General features: G+C 68.2%; 15 protein-coding genes and 1 pseudogene. 9 read left to right on the top strand and 7 right to left on the bottom strand.

Translation table 11 applies throughout. The features are described 5' to 3' along the window. Window position 1: 1 nt before the first annotated feature. From AC0IZS_RS25995 to AC0IZS_RS25985, 3 genes are all read left to right on the top strand, one after another. The gene (locus AC0IZS_RS25995; RefSeq protein ID WP_471638318.1) at window positions 2-994 is read left to right on the top strand and encodes a tripartite tricarboxylate transporter substrate binding protein; all 993 of its coding nucleotides are present in this window, start codon (window positions 2-4) and stop codon (window positions 992-994) included. Window positions 995-1,141: 147 nt separating this feature from the next. Next, window positions 1,142-2,182: an acyl-CoA dehydrogenase gene (locus AC0IZS_RS25990; protein WP_471638317.1), complete on the top strand. Its 1,041-nt coding sequence runs from the start codon at window positions 1,142-1,144 to the stop codon at window positions 2,180-2,182. Between the two features lie 253 nt (window positions 2,183-2,435). Further along, window positions 2,436-2,687 carry a hypothetical protein gene (locus AC0IZS_RS25985; RefSeq protein ID WP_471638316.1) on the top strand — a complete coding sequence of 84 codons (252 nt, stop codon included), beginning with the start codon at window positions 2,436-2,438 and terminating at the stop codon, window positions 2,685-2,687. An 84-nt stretch (window positions 2,688-2,771) separates the two neighbouring features. On the opposite strand, the gene AC0IZS_RS25980 is transcribed toward AC0IZS_RS25985, so the two are convergent. Then, window positions 2,772-3,071 (bottom strand): DUF2917 domain-containing protein, encoded by a 300-nt coding sequence (locus tag AC0IZS_RS25980; protein ID WP_471638315.1) that lies wholly within the window; start codon window positions 3,069-3,071, stop codon window positions 2,772-2,774. An 84-nt stretch (window positions 3,072-3,155) separates the two neighbouring features. On the opposite strand from AC0IZS_RS25980, the gene AC0IZS_RS25975 reads away from it, so the two are divergent. The 4 genes from AC0IZS_RS25975 to AC0IZS_RS25960 all read left to right on the top strand — a co-directional run bounded on the left by AC0IZS_RS25975 (window position 3,156) and on the right by AC0IZS_RS25960 (window position 7,403). After that, on the top strand, window positions 3,156-4,121 hold the full coding sequence (locus tag AC0IZS_RS25975; protein WP_471638314.1) for a LysR substrate-binding domain-containing protein: 966 nt from the start codon (window positions 3,156-3,158) through the stop codon (window positions 4,119-4,121). A gap of 82 nt (window positions 4,122-4,203) precedes the next feature. After that, the gene (locus AC0IZS_RS25970; RefSeq protein ID WP_471638313.1) at window positions 4,204-5,073 is read left to right on the top strand and encodes a LysR family transcriptional regulator; all 870 of its coding nucleotides are present in this window, start codon (window positions 4,204-4,206) and stop codon (window positions 5,071-5,073) included. Window positions 5,074-5,203: 130 nt separating this feature from the next. Next, window positions 5,204-6,298 (top strand): agmatine deiminase family protein, encoded by a 1,095-nt coding sequence (locus tag AC0IZS_RS25965; protein WP_471638312.1) that lies wholly within the window; start codon window positions 5,204-5,206, stop codon window positions 6,296-6,298. 10 nt (window positions 6,299-6,308) lie between these two features. Then, window positions 6,309-7,403, top strand: a complete 1,095-nt coding sequence (locus AC0IZS_RS25960; protein ID WP_471638311.1) for an agmatine deiminase family protein — start codon at window positions 6,309-6,311, stop codon at window positions 7,401-7,403. A gap of 9 nt (window positions 7,404-7,412) precedes the next feature. On the opposite strand, the gene AC0IZS_RS25955 is transcribed toward AC0IZS_RS25960, so the two are convergent. The 6 genes from AC0IZS_RS25955 to AC0IZS_RS25930 all read right to left on the bottom strand — a co-directional run bounded on the left by AC0IZS_RS25955 (window position 7,413) and on the right by AC0IZS_RS25930 (window position 16,193). Beyond that, the gene (locus tag AC0IZS_RS25955) at window positions 7,413-7,916 is read right to left on the bottom strand and encodes a hypothetical protein (RefSeq protein ID WP_471638310.1); all 504 of its coding nucleotides are present in this window, start codon (window positions 7,914-7,916) and stop codon (window positions 7,413-7,415) included. Window positions 7,917-8,279: 363 nt separating this feature from the next. Then, complete coding sequence (locus AC0IZS_RS25950) at window positions 8,280-9,065, bottom strand: alpha/beta hydrolase family protein (protein WP_471638309.1); 786 nt, start codon at window positions 9,063-9,065, stop codon at window positions 8,280-8,282. Continuing rightward, entirely contained in the window at window positions 9,049-10,233 is a 1,185-nt protein-coding gene (locus tag AC0IZS_RS25945; protein WP_471638308.1) for a DUF3182 family protein, read from the bottom strand. Before AC0IZS_RS25945 ends, AC0IZS_RS25950 begins: the two co-directional genes overlap by 17 nt. A gap of 186 nt (window positions 10,234-10,419) precedes the next feature. Then, on the bottom strand, window positions 10,420-13,803 hold the full coding sequence (locus AC0IZS_RS25940) for an EAL domain-containing protein (protein ID WP_471638307.1): 3,384 nt from the start codon (window positions 13,801-13,803) through the stop codon (window positions 10,420-10,422). Between the two features lie 135 nt (window positions 13,804-13,938). Then, complete coding sequence (locus AC0IZS_RS25935; RefSeq protein ID WP_471638306.1) at window positions 13,939-15,471, bottom strand: sensor histidine kinase; 1,533 nt, start codon at window positions 15,469-15,471, stop codon at window positions 13,939-13,941. Continuing rightward, window positions 15,468-16,193 carry a response regulator transcription factor gene (locus tag AC0IZS_RS25930; RefSeq protein ID WP_471638305.1) on the bottom strand — a complete coding sequence of 242 codons (726 nt, stop codon included), beginning with the start codon at window positions 16,191-16,193 and terminating at the stop codon, window positions 15,468-15,470. Before AC0IZS_RS25930 ends, AC0IZS_RS25935 begins: the two co-directional genes overlap by 4 nt. Window positions 16,194-16,334: 141 nt before the next feature. On the opposite strand from AC0IZS_RS25930, the gene msrB reads away from it, so the two are divergent. Together msrB and AC0IZS_RS25920 are read left to right on the top strand one after the other, a co-directional pair. Continuing rightward, the gene (msrB, locus tag AC0IZS_RS25925) at window positions 16,335-16,838 is read left to right on the top strand and encodes a peptide-methionine (R)-S-oxide reductase MsrB (protein ID WP_471638304.1); all 504 of its coding nucleotides are present in this window, start codon (window positions 16,335-16,337) and stop codon (window positions 16,836-16,838) included. Between the two features lie 12 nt (window positions 16,839-16,850). Further along, window positions 16,851-18,642 (top strand): annotated as a pseudogene (locus AC0IZS_RS25920) (cytochrome c biogenesis protein DipZ). Window positions 18,643-18,645: the final 3 nt, after the last annotated feature.

Genomic DNA, 18,645 nt, shown 5'->3' with positions numbered 1-18,645 from the left:
CATGCACAACAACAAACCCCTCAACCGCCGCCGACTGCTGGCAGCCGCCACGGCGGGCATCGCCGCCGCTGCAGCACCCGCCTGGGCCAACACAGCGTGGCCCAGCAAGCCGATACGCATCGTCGTGCCCTACACCGCGGGCGGCTTCACCGACCAGATGGCGCGCCTGCTGCAGGTCGGGCTGCAACAGGCGCTGGGGCAACCGGTCGTGATCGACAACAAACCGGGTGCCAACAGCATCATCGGCGTGGATGCCGTCGCCAAGGCCGCGCCCGACGGGCATACCTTTGCCGTGGTGATTGCCGCCTATGCGGCCAACACCACGCTGTACCCCAAGCTACCCTACGACCCGAAGAAGGACCTGGTGGGCGTGTCCCTGATGGGGATTTCGCCGCTGGTGGCGGCCGTCGCCACGAATGCCCCGTACAAGACCACGGCAGAGCTCGTGGCCTACGGGCGCGCCAACCCGGGCAAGCTGAGCTTCGCGTCGTCGGGGGCCGGTTCGGCCGCGCACCTGACCTCCGAACTCATGCGCCTGGTCACCAAGGTGGACATGGTGCATGTGCCGTACAAGGGGGCGTCCCCGGCGCTGGCCGACCTCATGGGCGGACAGATCCCGCTGTTCCTGGACCCGCCGCCCAACCTGATCCAGCCCGCCAAGGCCGGCAAGATTCGCCTGATCGGCGTGGCCAGCGACAAGCGCGTGCCCGCGCTGCCGGACGTGCCGACCTTTGCCGAGCAAGGCTATCCCGGCATCGTCGGCAGCACCTGGGCCGCCATGCTGGCACCGGCGGGTGTGCCGCGCGAGATCGTGCAGCGCATGTCCACCGAAGTCGCGCGCATCATCCGCAGTGCCGAGGTGTCGCGCCGGCTGGAGCAGAGCATGGGCACGTTTGCCGAGGGCTCCACCCCGCAGGAGTGCGATGCCTTCATCGCCGGCGAAACCACGAAGTGGGCCAAGGTCATCCGCGATGCCGGGGTGGTCGTGGACTGATTCAATCGGATAACGATTGCTCCCGGCGCCTATGCGCCGTATCTGCATCTTCCTACAAGGCTGGATCCGGTCGATCCGTACGATTCGTCATCCCTGCCACTGCGGCTGCCGCAGCCAGGCCCCCTTTGGCCAAGAGGTGCCGCCATGATGACCGATTCGCAAAACCTTTTCAGCACCGCCCAGGCTTTGCCTGGCGCGCTCGCGTCGATGGGTTCTGCCCCGGTGATCCGGCAGCTGCGGCACCTGGTGGACAACGGCCTGGCCGACCTGCCCCAGCCCGGCACGGGCCGGACGCTGGAGCGTTGGCAGGCACTGAGCCTGGTGGCCAGCCACGATCTGTCCCTGGCCAGGCTGTACGAGAGCCATACCGACGCGCTGGCCATCCTGCGCGAGCTCGGTAGCGAGCAGCGCATCCCAGGTGCGGTCTGGGCCATGTGGGCGGCCGAGTCACCAGGTCGCCGACTGGAGGCTGTGGACCGGGGCGCTGCGGGGTTCGTGCTGTCAGGCTCCAAAGCCTCGTGTGCGGGGGCCTTGGGTGCCAGCCATGCCTTGATCACCGCCTGGCTTCCAGGGCAGCAACCGCAACTCATGGCGGTGGAGCTGGACCACCCCAGCGTGGGTATCCATACCAACGATTGGCATGCCGTGGGCATGGCCGATGCTGGCTGTGCGGACGTCACCTTCCAAAATACCCCCGCAACACTGCTCGGTTCCCCCGGCGATTTCATGCGGCGCTGTGGCTACTGGCATGGCGGGGCTGGAATTGCCGCGTGCTGGCATGGTGGCATTCGGGCTGCGGCCCATGTGCTGTATGCGGCGGTGCAGCAGTGTTCATCCACCCACCCGCTGCATGCCATGCGCGCTGCCGCCCTGGGCAGGGTGGATGTGGTTCTGAACAGTACCGCCGCCGTATTGCGCGACAGCGCGGCCTGGATCGATGCCCATCCCGGCGATGCCGCCATGGTGGTGGCGCTGCGCGCCCGCAGGGCCGTTGAGAGCGGTGCCCGGCGCGTGCTGGAGGAGACCGGGCGCGTGCTGGAAGGTACGGCCTTCAACCGGAACGCTTTTTTTGCACGCCTGGCCGCGGACCTGCCGGCGTTCATGCGCCACAGCCAGGGGGACCGCGACGAAGTGGCCCTGGCGGGCGCGCTGCTTGCCCAGGAAGTACCACCCCCCTGGGCCTTGTGACCAACGTGCATGCTTTGCGCTGCCGTCCTACAACGCCCGCCCACGCCCCCGCATACCATCGGCTTGTCGATACCGCAGTCGACATCCCCCTTGCCTCGCGGCAAGCAGAAAGCCCGCTTCACGCGGGCTTTCTTTTTGTGCTGCACTGCATCGAAACCACTCCCGTCCCAGGGCTGTTGCGAATGGTTGCCCTCCCCTCACGGGCCGCGGTTCAGAATGCGCTGTCACCAAATACGCCGGGGGTCTTATGCCGATGGAGTACCTGAAAGTGATCGCTGCCGAGATGCTTCCGTTCGAGGTGGACGATGAAGCGGAGGTGGACATGCTGCGGGTGCTGGAGGCGGCCGGCATGGTGGAGGTTCAGTTCGCGGCTGGGCGAGGCAGCCCCGCCCGCGTGGTTGCCGTCACGGGCCTGGGCCGGGCCTCGCTGCTGGCCGAGGTCGCCAAGCAGGTGATCCGACAGCGAAGCCCCGAAGTGTCGTCCGCCTGGGCGGCGCTGTCCTGAACCCGGGCCAGAAAAGGCACGCTGCCAAGGAAGACCCTGGCGCCCTGCCCCGCCTCTGCGATCCGGGTCTTTGCACCCGCCCGTTCAAGCGCCTGCGGCAGCCGGCGGCATCTGCAGGCGCGGCGCGGGATTCGTGCGTTGCTGCACACCGGCACCGACCACCCTGCCGCTGCGGGGATCTTCCAGGCTCACACAAGCCGGCTCCAGCGCAAAGATGATCGCCCGCCGGTGCTCCGGCGTGGCAAAGCTCTGACCCGGGTTGAGCACGATGTCGCGCGTGTCGTGGTCCAGCGTGACCCAGATGCTGCCGCTCTGGCAGCGGATGTGTACGCCCGCCGCGTCGGGCAGGCTGTGCAGGTCTCTGTGGGCAAGTTCTAGCATCATGGCGGGTACTCCTTGGCATTCATCGATGGAATGAATATAGTGAGTAGCCGCGCCTGGCTCAAACGGTGATTTGGAATCCTTCGCATGCCCATACAGAATGTGAAAACGACTTCCTCGGCGATCGGCCGGGAAGAGCTGCCGCCGCTGGACCTGCTGCGCAGCTTCGAAGCCTCGGCGCGGCACCTGAGCTTCACGCAAGCGGCGCAGGAGCTCTACCTCACCCAGTCCGCGGTCAGCCGCCAGATCCAGCAGATGGAGGCCTGGCTCGGGGTGGCCCTGTTCGAGCGGCGCCACCGCGCCCTGGTGCTGACCGAGGCCGGCGCCGTCATGCACCGCGCCGCCGTGGATGCCCTGGAGCGGTTGCGCGACGCCACCGCCCGGGTGCGCGCTGCCCCCGCCCTGCGCCAGGTGGCGATAACCTGCACGCCGGGCTTTGCATCGCTGTGGTTGATTCCCCGGCTGGCGCGGTTCACCGAGCGGCACCCGGACGTGGACGTGCGCATCTCGGCCACCCTGGAGCTGCTGGACCTGGACCGCAGCCAGCTCGACCTGGGCGTGCGCTTTTGCCCGACCGAAGACGGCCACGGCCAGCCCTTGTTCGAGGAATGGGTGGTACCCATGTGCTCGCCCCGCCTGGCCGACAACAGCGCCAACCCCTTGCTGCAGCCCGCAGACCTGGTGCGCCACACCCTGCTCGCCGTGGACCAGCACCCGGGCATGCCGCTCACGGTGGAATGGGAGCCCTGGGCGCGGTTGATGGGCGTGTCCGAGGTGCGCATGAAGAACACCGTGCGCTTCACCCAGTATGCGGATGCGGTGTCGGCGGCCATGCAGGGCCAGGGGGTGGTGATCGGGCGCCTGCCGCTGCTCGCGGAGCTGGTGGCCAGCGGTCGCCTGGTGACGCCGTTCGGAAGCTGCGCCGCGTCCCAGCGCGGCTACTACGTGGTGCCCAGCGTGCGCGGGGCGTCCAACCCGGATGCGCAGGATTTCGTGCGCTGGCTGCGCCGCGAGGCCGAAGCCGCCCTGGCGCCGCAACCGGCCATCGCCTGAAAGGCCGCGCCCGCCTGGGGCGGCCCGCAATTTTGCGGTAAAAGACCGCCACTTCGCTCCATTCCTCCTCGACGCCGCTTCCATGTCCAACGCCCGACTGCCCTCCTTCAAATTCCTGATCGGCTTCGAGGCGGCGGCGCGGCTGGGCAGCTATTCGCGCGCGGCCGAGGAGCTGTGCGTATCGCAGTCCGCCGTGAGCCACCAGATCGCCCAGTTGGAGCTGCAGTTGGGGCAGCCCCTGTTCCGGCGCAAGGGGCGCGGCGTGGAACTGACCGTTGCCGGGATGCTGCTGCAAGACAGTGTGGGCAAATCGCTGGAGCAGATCCGCCACGGGCTCAGCCGCATCGAGACCTACCTGGACGACCGGCTCGTCACGCTGGTATGCCCTGCACCGATCGCCAGCGGCTGGCTGCAACCCCGCGTGGACCGGTTGCTGCAGGCGCATCCGGCACTGTGCCCGATCATTTCCACGGACGAAACTGCGCGCTTTATCGACGAGCTGGACGTGGACATTGCGATCACCCGCGAGCCGCTGCGCCAGGAGGGCGTGGTGGACATGCCGTTTCTGACCGATGCGCTGGTCGCCGTCGGCCTCCCCGGGCAGGCCGAGGGAGCCCGCACGGAGTTGCTGTGCCTGGAAGAAGACCTCACGAGCGACCATATTGGCCCCTTCATCCGCGAGCACTTCGGCGGCCTGCGCAAGGCCGCCATCTACGACGACCCGCGCCTTGTGCTGGATGCGGCCTTGCGCGGCCGGGGCGTGGCGCTCGTGTCGCGGCTGCTGGCCGACGAGGCCCTGCGCACGGGTCGGCTGCAACAACTGCCGGGTTACCCGGACTTTCCGCTGGGCACCATCTGGATCGCACGCTCCGAAGGCCCTTCTCGCCTGCCGTTGGTGCAGGACGTCTTCGACAGCCTGCTGCTGATGGCGCAGGATGACCAAAATACATGAGCCAAATTGGTTATTTTCATCAGAAAACATCAGTTGTGTAGATAAGTCATGCTCCGCAGAATCGCGGTTCTCTTTGCAGCCCCCCTTTTTTGCATGACCAATCGACGAAATTTTCTGGGCCTGGGCGGCCTTGGCCTCCTGGGCGGAGCTGGTGAGCGCCTGTGGCGGTGGCAGCGAGCCATCGGACGAACCTTCCGGCCCCTCCCCTTTGCCCGCGGCGGGCACCGGCTGGCAGATGCCGGACGAAGGCAGCGCACAGCACGCCGTGTGGATGGCATTTGCCGCCCGCGAATCCATCTGGACGGCAGAACTGCGCCAGCCCGTGCAGCAGGCGCTGGCGCGCATCGCCAACGCCATCGGCCGCTACACGCCGGTGCGGATGCTGGTGAACCCCGCCGACCTGGCCACCGCCCGGCAGCTGTGCGGCGCCAACGTGCAGCTGATCGAGCACCCCATCGACGACCTGTGGATACGCGACACGGGCTGCGTGTTCGTGCGCAACGCCCGGGGCGAGCGCGCCGCTGTCAATTTCAACTTCAATGGCTGGGGCAACAAACAGCCGCATGCCCGCGATGCCACGGTGGCGGCGCGCATGGCCGAACTCGCCGGTGTGCCCCTGGTGCGCAGCCGCCTGGTGGCCGAAGGCGGCGGCATCGAGGTCGATGGGCAGGGCACGGCCATCATCACCGAAAGCTGCGTGCTCAACGGCAACCGCAACCCGGGCCTCACCAAGGCCACGGCCGAAGAGGAATTCAAGCGCCTGCTCGGCGTGGAGAAGCTCATCTGGCTGCCGGGCATTGCCGGGCGCGACATCACCGATGGTCACACCGACTTCTATGCCCGCTTCATCCAGCCGGGCGTGGTCGTGGCGGCCCTGGACAACGACAGTGAATCCTTCGACCATGCGGTGACGCGGCGCCACCTGGAACTGTTGCGCTCGGCCACCGATGCACGCGGGCGCGCCCTGCGGATCATTGTGCTGCAAACCCCGCGCCGGGTGCGCAACACCTACGCGGCCCGGGACTTCGCGGCGGGGTATGTGAACTTCCTGCTCACCGACAAGGCCTTGTTCCTGCCCGAGTTCGGCGATACCGTGGCCGATCTGGCGGCCCGCGATGCATTGGCGGCCGAGCTGCCCCGGCACCAGATCGTGCAACTGGACATCGACGCCATTGCCGCGGGCGGCGGCGGCATCCATTGCACGACCCAGCAGGAACCCGTCTGAGGAGCGCTGCATGTCTTTTTCGAACACCCGCCGCAGGCTGCTGGGCGGCCTCGGTCTCGCCCCCCTGGGCATGGCGGCCGTGCGAGCGTCTGCGGCAACACCCGAAACCTGGCACATGCCTGACGAGGGGGATCCGCACCGCGCCACCTGGATGTCCTTCGGAGCCCATGAAAAGGTCTGGGGTCGGCGCCTGCTCAAGCCGGTGCGCGAACAGCTGGCCGGCATTGCGCGCGCCATTGCGGCCTTCGAGCCGGTACGCATGCTGGTGCGCGCGCAGGACCACGATCTGGCCGCACGCCTGTGCGGCGACCGCGTGCAGTTGCTGGAGCAGCCCATCGATAACCTGTGGATGCGCGATACCGGCCCGGTCTTCGTGCGCGACGCGGCGGGCCAATGTGCGGGAGTTGATTTCAACTTCAACGGCTGGGGCGGCAAACAGGAACATGCGCGCGATGCCGGGGTGGCCGGGTTCGTGACCGAAGCCTCCCACACCTTCCATCTGGAGACCCGGCTCGTGCTGGAAGGCGGTGGCATCGAGGTGGACGGGGCGGGCACGGCCATCATCACCGAGAGCTGCGTGCTCAACCGCAACCGCAACCCCGGCCTGGCCAAAGCGGCTTGCGAGGCCGAACTCGGGCGCCTGCTGGGCCTGCGCAAGATCATCTGGCTGCCCGGCATCGCGGGCCGCGACATCACGGATGGACACACGGACTTCTATGCGCGCTTTGCGGCGCCCGGCGTGGTGGTCGCGGCACTCGATGAGGACCCGCACTCCTATGACCATGCGGTGACCCGGCGGCACCTGGAGATCCTGCGCCAGGCCACCGATGCGCGCGGGCAGCGGCTGCGGGTGGAGGTGCTCAAGGCGCCCGCGACTGTGCGCAGGGCCTTCGAGAGCGACGAGTTCGCCGCAGGCTATGTCAACTTCTATGTGTGCAATGGTGCCGTCATCGCACCGCATTTCGGCGATGCCAAGGCCGACGCCAACGCCAGGGCCCTGCTGCGCGAGCTGTTCCCGCGGCGTGAAGTGGTGCAACTGGACATCGACGCCATTGCGGCAGGCGGCGGAGGCATCCACTGCACCACCCAGCAGCAACCGGGCTGATGCGGCAGGCTAGCTGCGGTGGCGCAGCACGCCATAGGGAACATGGTCGTTTGCCGCAACAAAGGGCTCATGCAGCACCTTGCGCCTGGGGGCTGCTGCGCCTGCCTGGTGCTGCGACGCGGCGGCCGGCTTGACCTGCACGGCGGCCCGGCCATCGGCCGTCGCGCCCATTTCGAGTTGCACCGGGTCCTGGCCCGTTTTCAGGTGGTGGACCCAGGCGACGTCCGAAATCACGGCATGCTCGGCAATCACCAGGCCCAGAAGATCGGTGAACTCACGTTGCTGTGCCTGCTGCCACTGCACCTGGATGGTGAAACACCGGCCATTGTTGGAGCAATTGATCGTCAGATAGGGATTGTTTTCCTGGCCCATTTTGGGCAGGGCGGGCGGATTATTTTTCGACCGGTTTTTGAGTGCTTCGTTGCGGAATATCTCCAGCGATGCGCCGGGATCTTCTTCGCCGAGCACCGAGGTATCGATATGGGCGGGGACGATGGGGTTGGAACGGGACATAAGGCACCTCACACCAATGGGCTCCGGATATTCTGGATGCCAGAACATTCACCCTGGACCGAATGGATCCATTGGTACCCGCATGCTCCTGGAGCGTCGGGAAGATGCGATTGCCGAGGCAATGTGCCGTACCGGTGGGTGTTCGATGATCCGATGGTGAACCTGGTTCCCATTATTGCTTGTAGGACAAGCACCGGGAGGATCGCCATCTTCTAACTGCATCACTTCGGCTTCATGAATACCTTCGGAAGTGCGTTACAAGATTATTCAGATAATCAACACTACAGAACGGCATTTACCATTGCCCTACAGGATGGGACAGTGCGCGCGGCCTCAGCTGAAGCGGCCGGCACAGGGTGCAGGTCAGGGCGGCAGGTCTTCTTGGGCTGTGGAGGCGGAGCCGGTGCGGGCCTTTTTTCGGGCCCCGTTGACCATCTCCTGCACCCAGTGCACCAGCATGCCGGTGTAGTCCTCCTTCCATTCGGGGCGGGTCAGCGCATGGTCGGCACCGCCGATCACCCGGTAGGTCATGGACCGGGTCTGCAGAAAGGCCGCGCGGTAGTTCTCCAGCACCGGGTGGGGCACGACATCGTCGTTCTCGGACTCGACCAGCAGCACGTCGCCCTTGAACTGGGCGCTGGCCGCAAGGGCCCGGTTGGTCTGCGGCTCGATGGAGCGGCTGCGGTAGGCCGCCACCTCCTGCCGATTGAGCTTGATCTTGGAGACCATCCAGTCCTCGTCCTTGTACAGCGCGGGCGCCCGAAGGGCCATCCAGCGCACGGGGCGCAGGGCGCTGAGCACTGCGGCGAGGTAGGCGCCGTAGCTGGTGCCCACCACCAGCACCGAGGCCGGGTCCACCGCCGGATGCCCCACCAGCAGGTCGTAGGCGGCCAGCATGTCGGCAAGGCTGTCCTCGCGCGTGACGGTCTCGCGCTCGGCCCGGTCGTTGGCATGGCCGCGCAGGTCGAAGGTCAGGCAGATACAGCCCAGGGCGGCGATCTGGTGCGCCCGCTCGATGTACTGCTTCTGGCTGCCGTCCCAGCCATGCACCAGCATCACGCCGGGTACCAGCACATCAGGGGCCACCAGGGTACCGGCGATGCTGCGGTCACCCACAGGGATGTGGATGCTTCTATGCCGTGTGGTCATGGATCTCCAGCGTGGTGTACTTGGTCAGCGGCCCGGCCTCGGGATCGACACCCTGGTAGTACAGCGTGGCCCCGACCGGAATCGGCTGGGGTGCGCCGAACTTCTCGACGCAGCTGGCGCGCACCTTGCGCAGGCCCGGGTTCTGGTGGAAGGCCTCCAGCGCCGCCACCTCGGCACCGCTGGCCCCGCCCACGCGCCAGGACTGCTCGAGCACGCCCGAGCACCATTGGCCGGCGGCACTCAGGCCTTGGGCCACGTCGTAGTTGATGCGCGATGCGAAAAAGCCCGGGTAGCAGGTGCGTACCGCCTCGTCATAGGCCAGCGCCTGGGTCACGGCGTCGTGCAGCGGCCCCGAGGGCGTGCTGGCCAGCAGCGCATTGAAATCACCCCGGACCACGGTGAGGTCCGAGCCGCCATAGACCAGCGCCCCGTTGTTGTCGGGTGTGAGGCGCTGTGAGCCATAGTACGAAGCCTGCAGGCCGGCCACCCGCACCTGGCCGATGCTCAGCGTTTCCACCTCGGTCAGGTTGTGCTCCAGCACCACGCCATCCCTTTCCAGCAGCCTGTCGCCCAGCGCGCTCAGACAGATTTCCAGGGCCTCCAGGGTGGCCACGACGGTCTGCCCCCGCCCGCCCGTCTCACCCACGGGCTTGACGCGCAGCGGACCCAGGGCAAACAGGGCCTCGCCGGCGCGCAGCGCGTCGGCGCGCGAGAACGCTGCATAGCCGGGCAGCACCGAGCGCTTGACCAGCCGGGAGAACTCTGGATTCCAGCCATCGGGCGCTGCGGCTTCGAACGACACCAGGGGATGGGTGATGGCCTTGGTGGCAATGAAGGCATGCGGCACGACGCCGCCGAACAGGTCGTCCGGCCCGTGTACTCCCAGGGCGTGTGCCGTGGCGACACCCACCAGCGTATCGCTGGGCACCAGGTAGGTGCGGCCCTCCCAGATGGGCTGGGGCAGTTCCTCGGTGCTGTAGGCACAGCCCTTGATGTCGGCCAGCCTGCGCACCAGTTCTTCGCGGGTGATCTGCTCATGGGTGCTGGCATGCCCGCGCAGGCCCCGCGTGAACGGCATGACGGTTTCCTGGGCCTCGCGCCGCCGCATGGCCAGCGCGCTGTGGGCGGCCTCCAGGCCGAGCGGAAACTCCGATGGGTGGGATGTCATGGCGGGGCCCTCCAGAATGGGTGGGCGCGCACTGCAAGGAGATTCGCAGACCCGCCATTGGCACATATTCGGTACACCAGGGCCCTGCCCTGCATGACCATGGCTACATGCTATTTTTGGAGGGGGCTGCTGGCGCTTCTTGTGCGCCGCAACACGCTGTAGGACACGGGCTACAGCACGCACGAATCAAATCACGAACATGGTCTCTGGCTGGGTACGGGCCACGGGCGCGACGAAGCCCGCCACCCAGCCCGGCAGGTCCGGTGCCGGCATGGGCCGGGCCAGAAAGTAGCCTTGCCCGATGTCGCAGCCCAGGGCCGCCAACTGATCCCAGTGCGCCTGGGATTCGATGCCCTCGGCCACCACCTTGCGGCCCAGGTCGTGTGCCAGGTCGATGGTGGAGCGCACGATGACGGACGACGCCTTGCTCGCCGACATGTCGCAGACGAAGGACTGGTCGATCTTGATGTATTCCACCGGTAGTTGCTGCAGGTAGCTGAGCGACGAGTAGCCCGTGCCGAAGTCGTCGATGTACAGCGCTATGCCCAGGTCACGCAGCGCTTGCAGCACGCGCAAGGCGCGCTCGGGCTCGCCCATGACGGTGGTCTCCGTGATCTCGAGCTCCAGCATCCCGGGTGCCAGGGGCCATGCGGTCTGCAGCTGGCGGATGGTTTGCAGCAGGGACTCGTCGCGCAGGTTGCGCGCGGACAGGTTCACGGCGATCGGCAGGCTCACCCCCTGGGCGGCCCACCCGTGGTTGAGCCGCAGGCTGGCCTCTATCACCCACTCGGTCAGCGGCTTGATCAGCCCGGTGTGTTCGGCCAGGCCGATGAACTCGCCCGGCATGAGCAGGCCGCGCTCCGCATGGCGCCAGCGCACCAGGCCCTCGGCCCCGCGCACCTGCCCTGTGGCCATGTCGATCTTGGGCTGCAGGTACAGCGCCAGGTCGCCGTTTTCGATGGCGCGCCGCAGCTCGCCGGCCAATTGCAAATGGTGTGCCTGGTTGCGGTGGTGGCTTTGCGCCGGGTCGAACACCAGGTGCCCGAGCCCGGCTTTCTTGGCCTGGTGTACTGCCGTGTCCATGTGGCGGTACAGGTCGTGCGGGGTTTCTCCGTGCGCGGGGAACAGGGCCACCCCGGCCGTCACGGAGACTTCCATCGAGATGTCGGCAATCGGAAACGGCTGGGCCAGCACGCCGTCCACGGTGCGTACCATGGCCACCGCGGCCTGTGCATCGCACTGCGGCAGCAGGATGGCAAACTCGTCGCCGCGCAGCCGTCCCACCGTGGCCGAAGCGGGAACGGCCTGGACGAGGCGGGCCCCGACTTCCTTGAGGATCTGGTCTCCGTAGCAGAAACCCAGGGCATCGTTGATCTCGCTGAGCCGCTCCACATTGGCCTGCAGCACCGCAAACGGCTGGCCAGCGTCGATGGCGGACACCAGGGTCTCGGTGAACTGCGCCTCGTTGGGCAGGCCGGTGAGGGTGTCGTAGCGGCGCATCTGCTGCATGGCCTCCTGCACCCGGGCCTGCTCGCTGCGATGGCGCAGCGTCGCCACGCCAAAGGCCAGGTCATCGGCCGATTCGACGAGGAAGGTGATCTCGTCGGGCTCGAATATCTTCGACCGGTTGCTGTAGATCGCCAGAGCGCCGATCACCACGCCGTCCACCCGCAGCGGGCACGCCAGCACCGAGGCGGCAGCGGGCATGCCGGCCAGCCAGGCCGGACCGTCGGGGCCGGGCGGCTCGCCTCCCCGGCCCACGCAGGCCAGGCCGGAGCGCAAGGCGTCCCCGAGCACGCCCTGCCCCATGTCGCCCGCCTCCCAATGCGTGTTCAGTGCGCGCAGCCAGGGCTGCGCCATGGGGGCGGTGCTTTCGGCCACAGGTACCAACAGGCCGCCAGCACCCTCTGCCGGGCGGCACCACACCATGGCCATGGCGTAACCGCCCGCCGTGACGATGGCCTCGCACATGCTGGAGAGCAGGGCTTGCTCGTCCACGGCGCGCAGCATGGTGCGGTTGCCGGCGCTCAGGGTCTTGAGGGCCCGGGTGGTGTGCTCCAGGCGCAGCACATGGTCTTCCAGCGCGGCATTGAGCGCCAGCACCTTGTCCTCGGCCCGCTTGCGCACGGTGATGTCGGAGCCCAGCACGTAGTAACCCAGCACGCGCCCGTCGTCATCGTGCTTGGGTATGCAGTCGATGGCCTGCCACATGCCTTCGAAAGGCTGCCAGTCGTAGCTTTGGCGCTCGCCCTGCAGGACCCGTTCGATCATCGGGGCGGCATGGGCGTACCGCTCTTCGCCCAGGATTTCGCGCACCGTGTGGCCCCGCACCTCGTCGCGATCCGGGGCATAGAGCGCCTTGTGCTGCGCGTTGACGTACACATAGCGCTGTTCGGCGTCGACATAGGCCAGCACCGCCGGCACGCTGTTGATCACGCTGAAGAGGTGGTCTTCGCTGGCGCGCAGCTGCGCCGTGCGCTCTTGCACCCGCTGCTCCAGCAGTGCGTTGGCGTCCACGATCATGCGCTGGGCCTTGCGGGCCAGGGTTTCGTCGCGGAACACCAGCACCACGCCCGTCACCTCGCCGTCACTGGTGCGGATGGGGGCGGCACTGTCCGCGATCGGGCACTCCGTGCCATCGCGGGCGATCAGCGTCGTATGGTTGGCCAGCTCGTGTACCACCCCGGTGGCCAGCACCTGGGCCACGGGCACCACCGCCGGCCCGCGGGTGATCTCGTTGATGATGCGGAACACCGCGTCGATGGGCAGGCCGCGCGCCAACTCGAAGGTCCAGCCGGTCAGTTGCTCGGCCACCGGGTTCATCCGCGTCACGCGGCCTTCGGTGTCGGTGGCCAGCACGGCATCGCCGATGGACTGCAGGGTGGTGGCCAGGCTTTCCTCGCTGTCCGCCAGAGCGCGCTGGGTCTGGCGGGTTTCGCGCAACTGGCTCTTGATGAGTGCGTAGGCGCCCGCCAGCAGGCCCAGCAATACCAGTGCCACGACGCCATTGGTCAGCAACAGCAGGCGGCGGGTGCGCAGCTGCGCGTCGGTGCGCTCGCGCAGCAGCGTGGCTTCCTCGAACTCCAGGCCGCGCAGCAGTTCGTGGATGCGGTCGCGCGTCTTCTGCAGGGGGGCCGTGGCCACGTAGGCATTGGCGGCTTCGGGGCCCTGGGTCTTGCGCAGCATTTCCACGCGCCGGGAGATGGCCAGCCGCTCGTCCACCATCTGGCGCAGCAGGGTCCAGCGCTCCTGCTGCAGCGGGTTGTCTGCGGTGAGCTGGCGCAGCTGCGACAGCATGGCCTCGCGCGCCTCGGCCGTGGCATCGCGCTCGGCGATGTGGGCGGGGTCTCCGGTGATGCGAAAGCTCTGCGTGCTCAGCTCGATCTGCAGGGTGTTGGCGCGGATGTGGGCCACATTGCCCAGCACCTGGTGGGTGTGGGCCACCCAGTGCGTGGCCTCTTCGGCGTCGTCGGCCAGCTTCCAGCCCATCACGGTGATGCCAGCCACCACCACGGCGGCAGCGATGAACGCAGCCAGAACCTTCGATTCGAAGCTCGAGCGCAGCAGCAATGGGCCTCCCCCCAGATCCTGTTATGTCAGGATGGTCCATTCTTACACCCGGTGGGCTCTTTGCGGTAGCAAAAAATTACATTGCGCACGCCTCTCGCGGTGTTGTCCTACAGGGCCGGCCCTAGGTGAAAACGCTTAGCGCGGCAGCGCTGGAGGGGCCACATCCCTCTCTTCGATGTGCAGGGGCCTGCCGGTTGACCCGCCGGCCCAGGGCAAGGTGAACCGGAATGCCGCTCCCGGCGCCGGACTCTCGACCAGTGCGATCTGGCTGCCATGCAGCGCCAGAATGCGGTGCGCAATGCGCAGCCCCAGGCCTCCGGCGCGCCGCGATCCCCCCAGCGCAAAGGGCCGCTCGAACAGCCCTTCGCGCAGTTCCGGCGCAATGCCGGGCCCGGTGTCCTGCACCTGCACGGCCAGGGCATCGCCCTCCCGCGCCAGCACCACGGTCACGGCACCGCCTGGCGGCGTATGGCGCAAGGCGTTGTCCAGCAGGTTCGTCAGCACCCGCTCGACCAGGCCCAGGTCGGCGTGCACGGGTGGCAGTTGCGGCGCAATGTCCGCCTGCAGAGCCACCTGGCGCTCCTGCGCCGTCAGCTCGAACTTCTGGAACACGTCCTGCACCAGGTCGGCCATGGCAAAGGGCTCCGCCTCCGGCTGCACAAACCCATATTCGAGCCGCGCCAGCTCGAACAGGCTCTGCGCCAGCGCGCCCACCTTGCGGCTCTGGTCCAGGGCAATGCCCAGGTAGCGCTGGCGCTCGGCCGGCTGCAGCGTGGCGTCCTTGAGCAGCAGCGTCTCCAGGTAGCCGTGCAGCGAGGACAGCGGTGTGCGCAGGTCGTGCGAGACGTTGGCGATCAGCTCGCGGCGCTCCTGGTCCTGGCGGCTCAGCACCTGCCATTGCTCGCCGATGCGCGCCACCATCTGGCGGTAGGCAGCGTCGAGCACCGCGATCTCGTCGCGGCTGTCCGGCGTTGGTGGTGATGGTGGCGCCAGGGCCGGCAGGGGCGGTTGTGCACCGGTCATGTCGAAATGGCGCACGGTCTCGGTCAGACGGCGCAGCGGCCGCGTGATCAGGGTGAAGGCCACAAGGCCCGCCGCCAGGCACAGCAGCGCCACCATGGCGATGGACCACAGCGCCGTGGTCAGCACCGCGTTGGTGGAGCCCTGCGCCGCCACCAGGTCGTGCGCCTCACCGAGCAGCACCACATAGATGAAGCCCACGTCGCGCCCATGCACGCGCAGCGGCGCAGCGCTGAACACCTTGCGCCCATCGGTGCTGCGCGGGTCGTCGGCCAGGATGGGCAGCGGCGCGCCATCGATCATGCGGCGCACGGGCGCCAGGTCGATGCGATCACGGCGCAGCCGGCCCTCGGGCGCGGCGTGGCCGGCAATGCGGCCATCGGGTTCGAGCAGGTACACCTCCACACTCGGGTTGACCACCATGAGCTGGCTGAACAGCTTGCGCACGGCGCCGGGCATCAGGCCATTCGCATCGGTGAGCTGGGCGTCACGCGCGATGCTTTCGGCCAGGTCGCGCGACAGGCCCTGCACCACCTCCAGCTCGTGCATGCGGTTGGAGCGCACCTGCATCCAGGCCGAGGTGCCGCTGCACAGCAGCAGCAGCACGGCGAACACCAGCGACAGCCGCTGCGTCAGGGTGAGTCTCATGGCGCGCCCTCGGGGCCAGCGAACTTGTAGCCGCGCCCCCAGACGGTGAGGATGCGCGCGGGCTGGGCCGTGTCGGCCTCGATCTTGGCACGCAGGCGGTTGATGTGGGTGTTGACCGTGTGCTCGTAGCCCTCGTGCTGGTAGCCCCAGACGGCATTGAGCAGATCCATGCGCGAGAACACCTTGTCCGGCTGGCGCGCAAAAAAGTACAGCAGGTCGAACTCGCGCGGCGTCAGATCGAGCCGCTGGCCTGCCAGCCGCGCGTCGCGCGCCACGGGGTCCATGGCCAGGCCGGCCACCGACAGGCTGCCCGCCTGCTGGCGTGCGTTCTGCGCCATGGCCTCGGCCCGGCGCAGCAGGGCCCGCACGCGCGCCACCAGCTCCAGCACCGAGAACGGCTTGGGCAGGTAGTCGTCGGCGCCGATCTCCAGGCCCAGGATGCGGTGGACCTCGCTGGCCCGCGCGCTGATGATGATGATGGGCACGTAGCGCGCCATGGCGCGGGCGCGCCGGCAGACTTCGAGGCCGTCCACCCCTGGCAGCATCAGGTCCAGCACCAGCGCATCCCAGTCGCCGCCGCGCGTGAGCTGCGCCAGGCCGTCGTCGCCCCGAGCGCAGTGCATGACCTGCAAACCCTCGTCGCGCAGGTGCATGGACAGCAGGTCGGCGATGTGGGCATCGTCTTCGACCAGCAGCACGCGTTTGGAGGGGGGTGTGGACATAGGGGGATCAGGCGGGCAATCGGATGCCTGCATTGTGCGCAATCCGGGCCTGCCGAGTTATCACGAATTTTTGAAGTTTGCGTGAGGACTTGGCGATGGTGCCGAACCTAAGCTTCGTTCCATCTACCGACCGAGGACTCCATGACCACCACCCGCCGCCACCTCCTGTTCACCGGATCCGCCAGCGCCCTGGCCCTGGCCGCCCTGTTCTCGCACCGCAGTGCGCCGGCGGCTGCAGGCAGCAGCGAGGTCTTCGAGGTGACCCTCACCGACGCCCAGTGGCGCGCCAAGCTCACGCCTGCGCAATACGCCGTGCTGCGCCACGAAAACACCGAGCGGCCCGGCAGCAGCCCGCTCAACCAGGAGCACCGCGCCGGCACCTTCGCCTGCGCCGGCTGTGCCCTGCCGCTGTTTTCTTCCAAGACCAAGTTCGACAGCGGCACCGGCTGGCCCAGCTTCTGGAAGCCGCTGGACAATGCCGTGGCCACCCGCACGGACCGCACCTTGGGCATGGCGCGCACCGAGGCGCACTGCCGCCGCTGCGGCGGCCACCTGGGCCATGTGTTCAACGATGGGCCCCAGCCCACCGGGCTGCGCTACTGCATGAACGGCCTGTCGCTCAGCTTCGCGCCTGGCGCTGCCTGAGGACCGACCGCCATGCTGCTCATCCTTCTGGCCTACCTGGGCGGGGTGCTGACCATCCTCAGCCCCTGCATCCTGCCCGTGCTGCCGTTTGTCTTCTCGCGCGCCAGCCAGCCTTTTTCGCGCAGCGGCCTGCCATTGCTGGCGGGCATGGCGCTCACCTTCGCGGTCGTGGCCACGCTGGCCGCCGTGGGCGGCGGCTGGGTGGTGGCCGCCAACCAGTATGGCCGCTGGGCGGCGCTGGTGCTGGTAGCGGTGTTCGGCCTGGCCCTGGTGTGGCCGGGCCTCGCCGACCGCATGGCGCGCCCCCTGGTGGCTGCTGGTGACCGGCTTTCACAGACGGCCCAGGGCGATGGCCAGCCGCGCGTGGGCGCATCGCTGCTGCTGGGCGTGGCCACGGGCCTGCTGGTGGGCACCCTGCGCCGGCCCGGTGCTGGGCCTGATCCTGACCGGCGCGGCCCTGCAGGGCGCGAGCGTGGGCACCAGCCTGCTGCTGCTGGCCTATGCGGCCGGTGCGGCCACGTCGATGGCAGCGGCCCTGCTGCTCGGCAGCCGGGTGTTTGCCGCGCTCAAGCGCTCGCTGGGCATGGGGGAATGGGTGCGCCGCGGCCTGGGTGCCGCGATGCTGGCCGGCGTCGCGGCGATTGCGCTGGGGCTGGACACGGGCGTGCTGGCCCGGTTGTCCACCGCATCCACGGGCGGCATCGAACAGGCCCTGGTGAACCGGCTGGGTGGCGAACCCCAGGGCGGCGCCATGGCCATGAGCGGGGGACCGTCGATGACGATGCAGGGTGGTGGCGCCATGGTGGCCGCCAATAGCGGTGGTGCCGGGACCTTGCCCGACCAGGGCGATGTGCCCTCGCTCGACGGTGCCGTGCAGTGGCTCAACTCCCCCGCCCTCACCACGGCCGGTCTGCGGGGCAAGGTGGTGCTGGTGGATTTCTGGACCTATTCGTGCATCAACTGCCTGCGTGCCATGCCCTACGTGAAGGCCTGGGCCGAGAAGTACAAGGACCAGGGCCTGGTGGTGGTGGGGGTGCATGCCCCCGAGTTCGCCTTCGAGCGCGATGCCGCCAATGTGGGCAAGGCCGTGCGCGACCTGGGCATCACCTACCCCGTGGCCATCGACAACAACTACGCCATCTGGCGCGCCTTCCAGAACCGCTACTGGCCCGCGCACTACCTGGTCGATGCCCAGGGCCGCATGCGCTACCGCCATTTCGGCGAGGGCAACTATGCCGAGTCGGAGCGCGCCATCCAGCAACTGCTGCGCGAAGCCGGTGCGGCTGCCCCGCTGCAGGACGGCCTGGCCCAGGTGGCCGCCCAGGGGGTACACCAGCCGGCCGACCTGGGAACGGTGCGCTCGCACGAAACCTACCTGGGCTATGAGCGGGCCGAGCACTTCGCCTCGGCCGAGCCTGCGGTGCGCGACCGGGCGGCCACCTACACCGCACCCGCCCGCCCGGCGCTCAATGCCTGGGGCCTGGCCGGCCAGTGGACGGTGGGCGCCGAGCGTGCCACCCTGGCCGCCGGCAACGGCCGCATCGTCTACCGCTTCCAGGCACGCGACCTGCACCTGGTGCTGGGGCCAGGCACCGGCGGCAAGCCCGTGCGCTTCAAGGTCACGGTCGATGGCCAGGCCCCTGGCGAGGCGCGTGGCATCGACGTGGCCGCAGACGGCACGGGCACGGTGACCGACCAGCGCCTGTACCAGCTGGTGCGCCAGAGCGGAGACATCCGCGAACGCACCTTCAGCATCGAGTTCCTGGATGCCCCTGTCGACGCCTACGCCTTTACCTTTGGCTGAACG

The organism is Acidovorax sp. AC410, from assembly GCF_979253235.1.
Note: the sequence above shows the minus strand (reverse complement) of the source record. Positions and strands in the feature narration are given on the sequence as shown.

Bases quoted from the DNA above. Each gene is read 5' to 3' on its own strand.
- AC0IZS_RS25975 (WP_471638314.1), top strand. From the start codon at position 3,156: ATGCCCATACAGAATGTGAAAACGACTTCCTCGGCGATCGGCCGGGAA.
- AC0IZS_RS25960 (WP_471638311.1), top strand. From the start codon at position 6,309: ATGTCTTTTTCGAACACCCGCCGCAGGCTGCTGGGCGGCCTCGGTCTC.
- AC0IZS_RS25935 (WP_471638306.1), bottom strand. From the start codon at position 15,471: ATGAGACTCACCCTGACGCAGCGGCTGTCGCTGGTGTTCGCCGTGCTG.
- AC0IZS_RS25955 (WP_471638310.1), bottom strand. From the start codon at position 7,916: ATGTCCCGTTCCAACCCCATCGTCCCCGCCCATATCGATACCTCGGTG.
- AC0IZS_RS25995 (WP_471638318.1), top strand. From the start codon at position 2: ATGCACAACAACAAACCCCTCAACCGCCGCCGACTGCTGGCAGCCGCC.
- AC0IZS_RS25980 (WP_471638315.1), bottom strand. From the start codon at position 3,071: ATGATGCTAGAACTTGCCCACAGAGACCTGCACAGCCTGCCCGACGCG.
- AC0IZS_RS25950 (WP_471638309.1), bottom strand. From the start codon at position 9,065: ATGACCACACGGCATAGAAGCATCCACATCCCTGTGGGTGACCGCAGC.
- AC0IZS_RS25930 (WP_471638305.1), bottom strand. From the start codon at position 16,193: ATGTCCACACCCCCCTCCAAACGCGTGCTGCTGGTCGAAGACGATGCC.
- AC0IZS_RS25990 (WP_471638317.1), top strand. From the start codon at position 1,142: ATGACCGATTCGCAAAACCTTTTCAGCACCGCCCAGGCTTTGCCTGGC.
- msrB (WP_471638304.1), top strand. From the start codon at position 16,335: ATGACCACCACCCGCCGCCACCTCCTGTTCACCGGATCCGCCAGCGCC.
- AC0IZS_RS25970 (WP_471638313.1), top strand. From the start codon at position 4,204: ATGTCCAACGCCCGACTGCCCTCCTTCAAATTCCTGATCGGCTTCGAG.
- AC0IZS_RS25945 (WP_471638308.1), bottom strand. From the start codon at position 10,233: ATGACATCCCACCCATCGGAGTTTCCGCTCGGCCTGGAGGCCGCCCAC.
- AC0IZS_RS25985 (WP_471638316.1), top strand. From the start codon at position 2,436: ATGGAGTACCTGAAAGTGATCGCTGCCGAGATGCTTCCGTTCGAGGTG.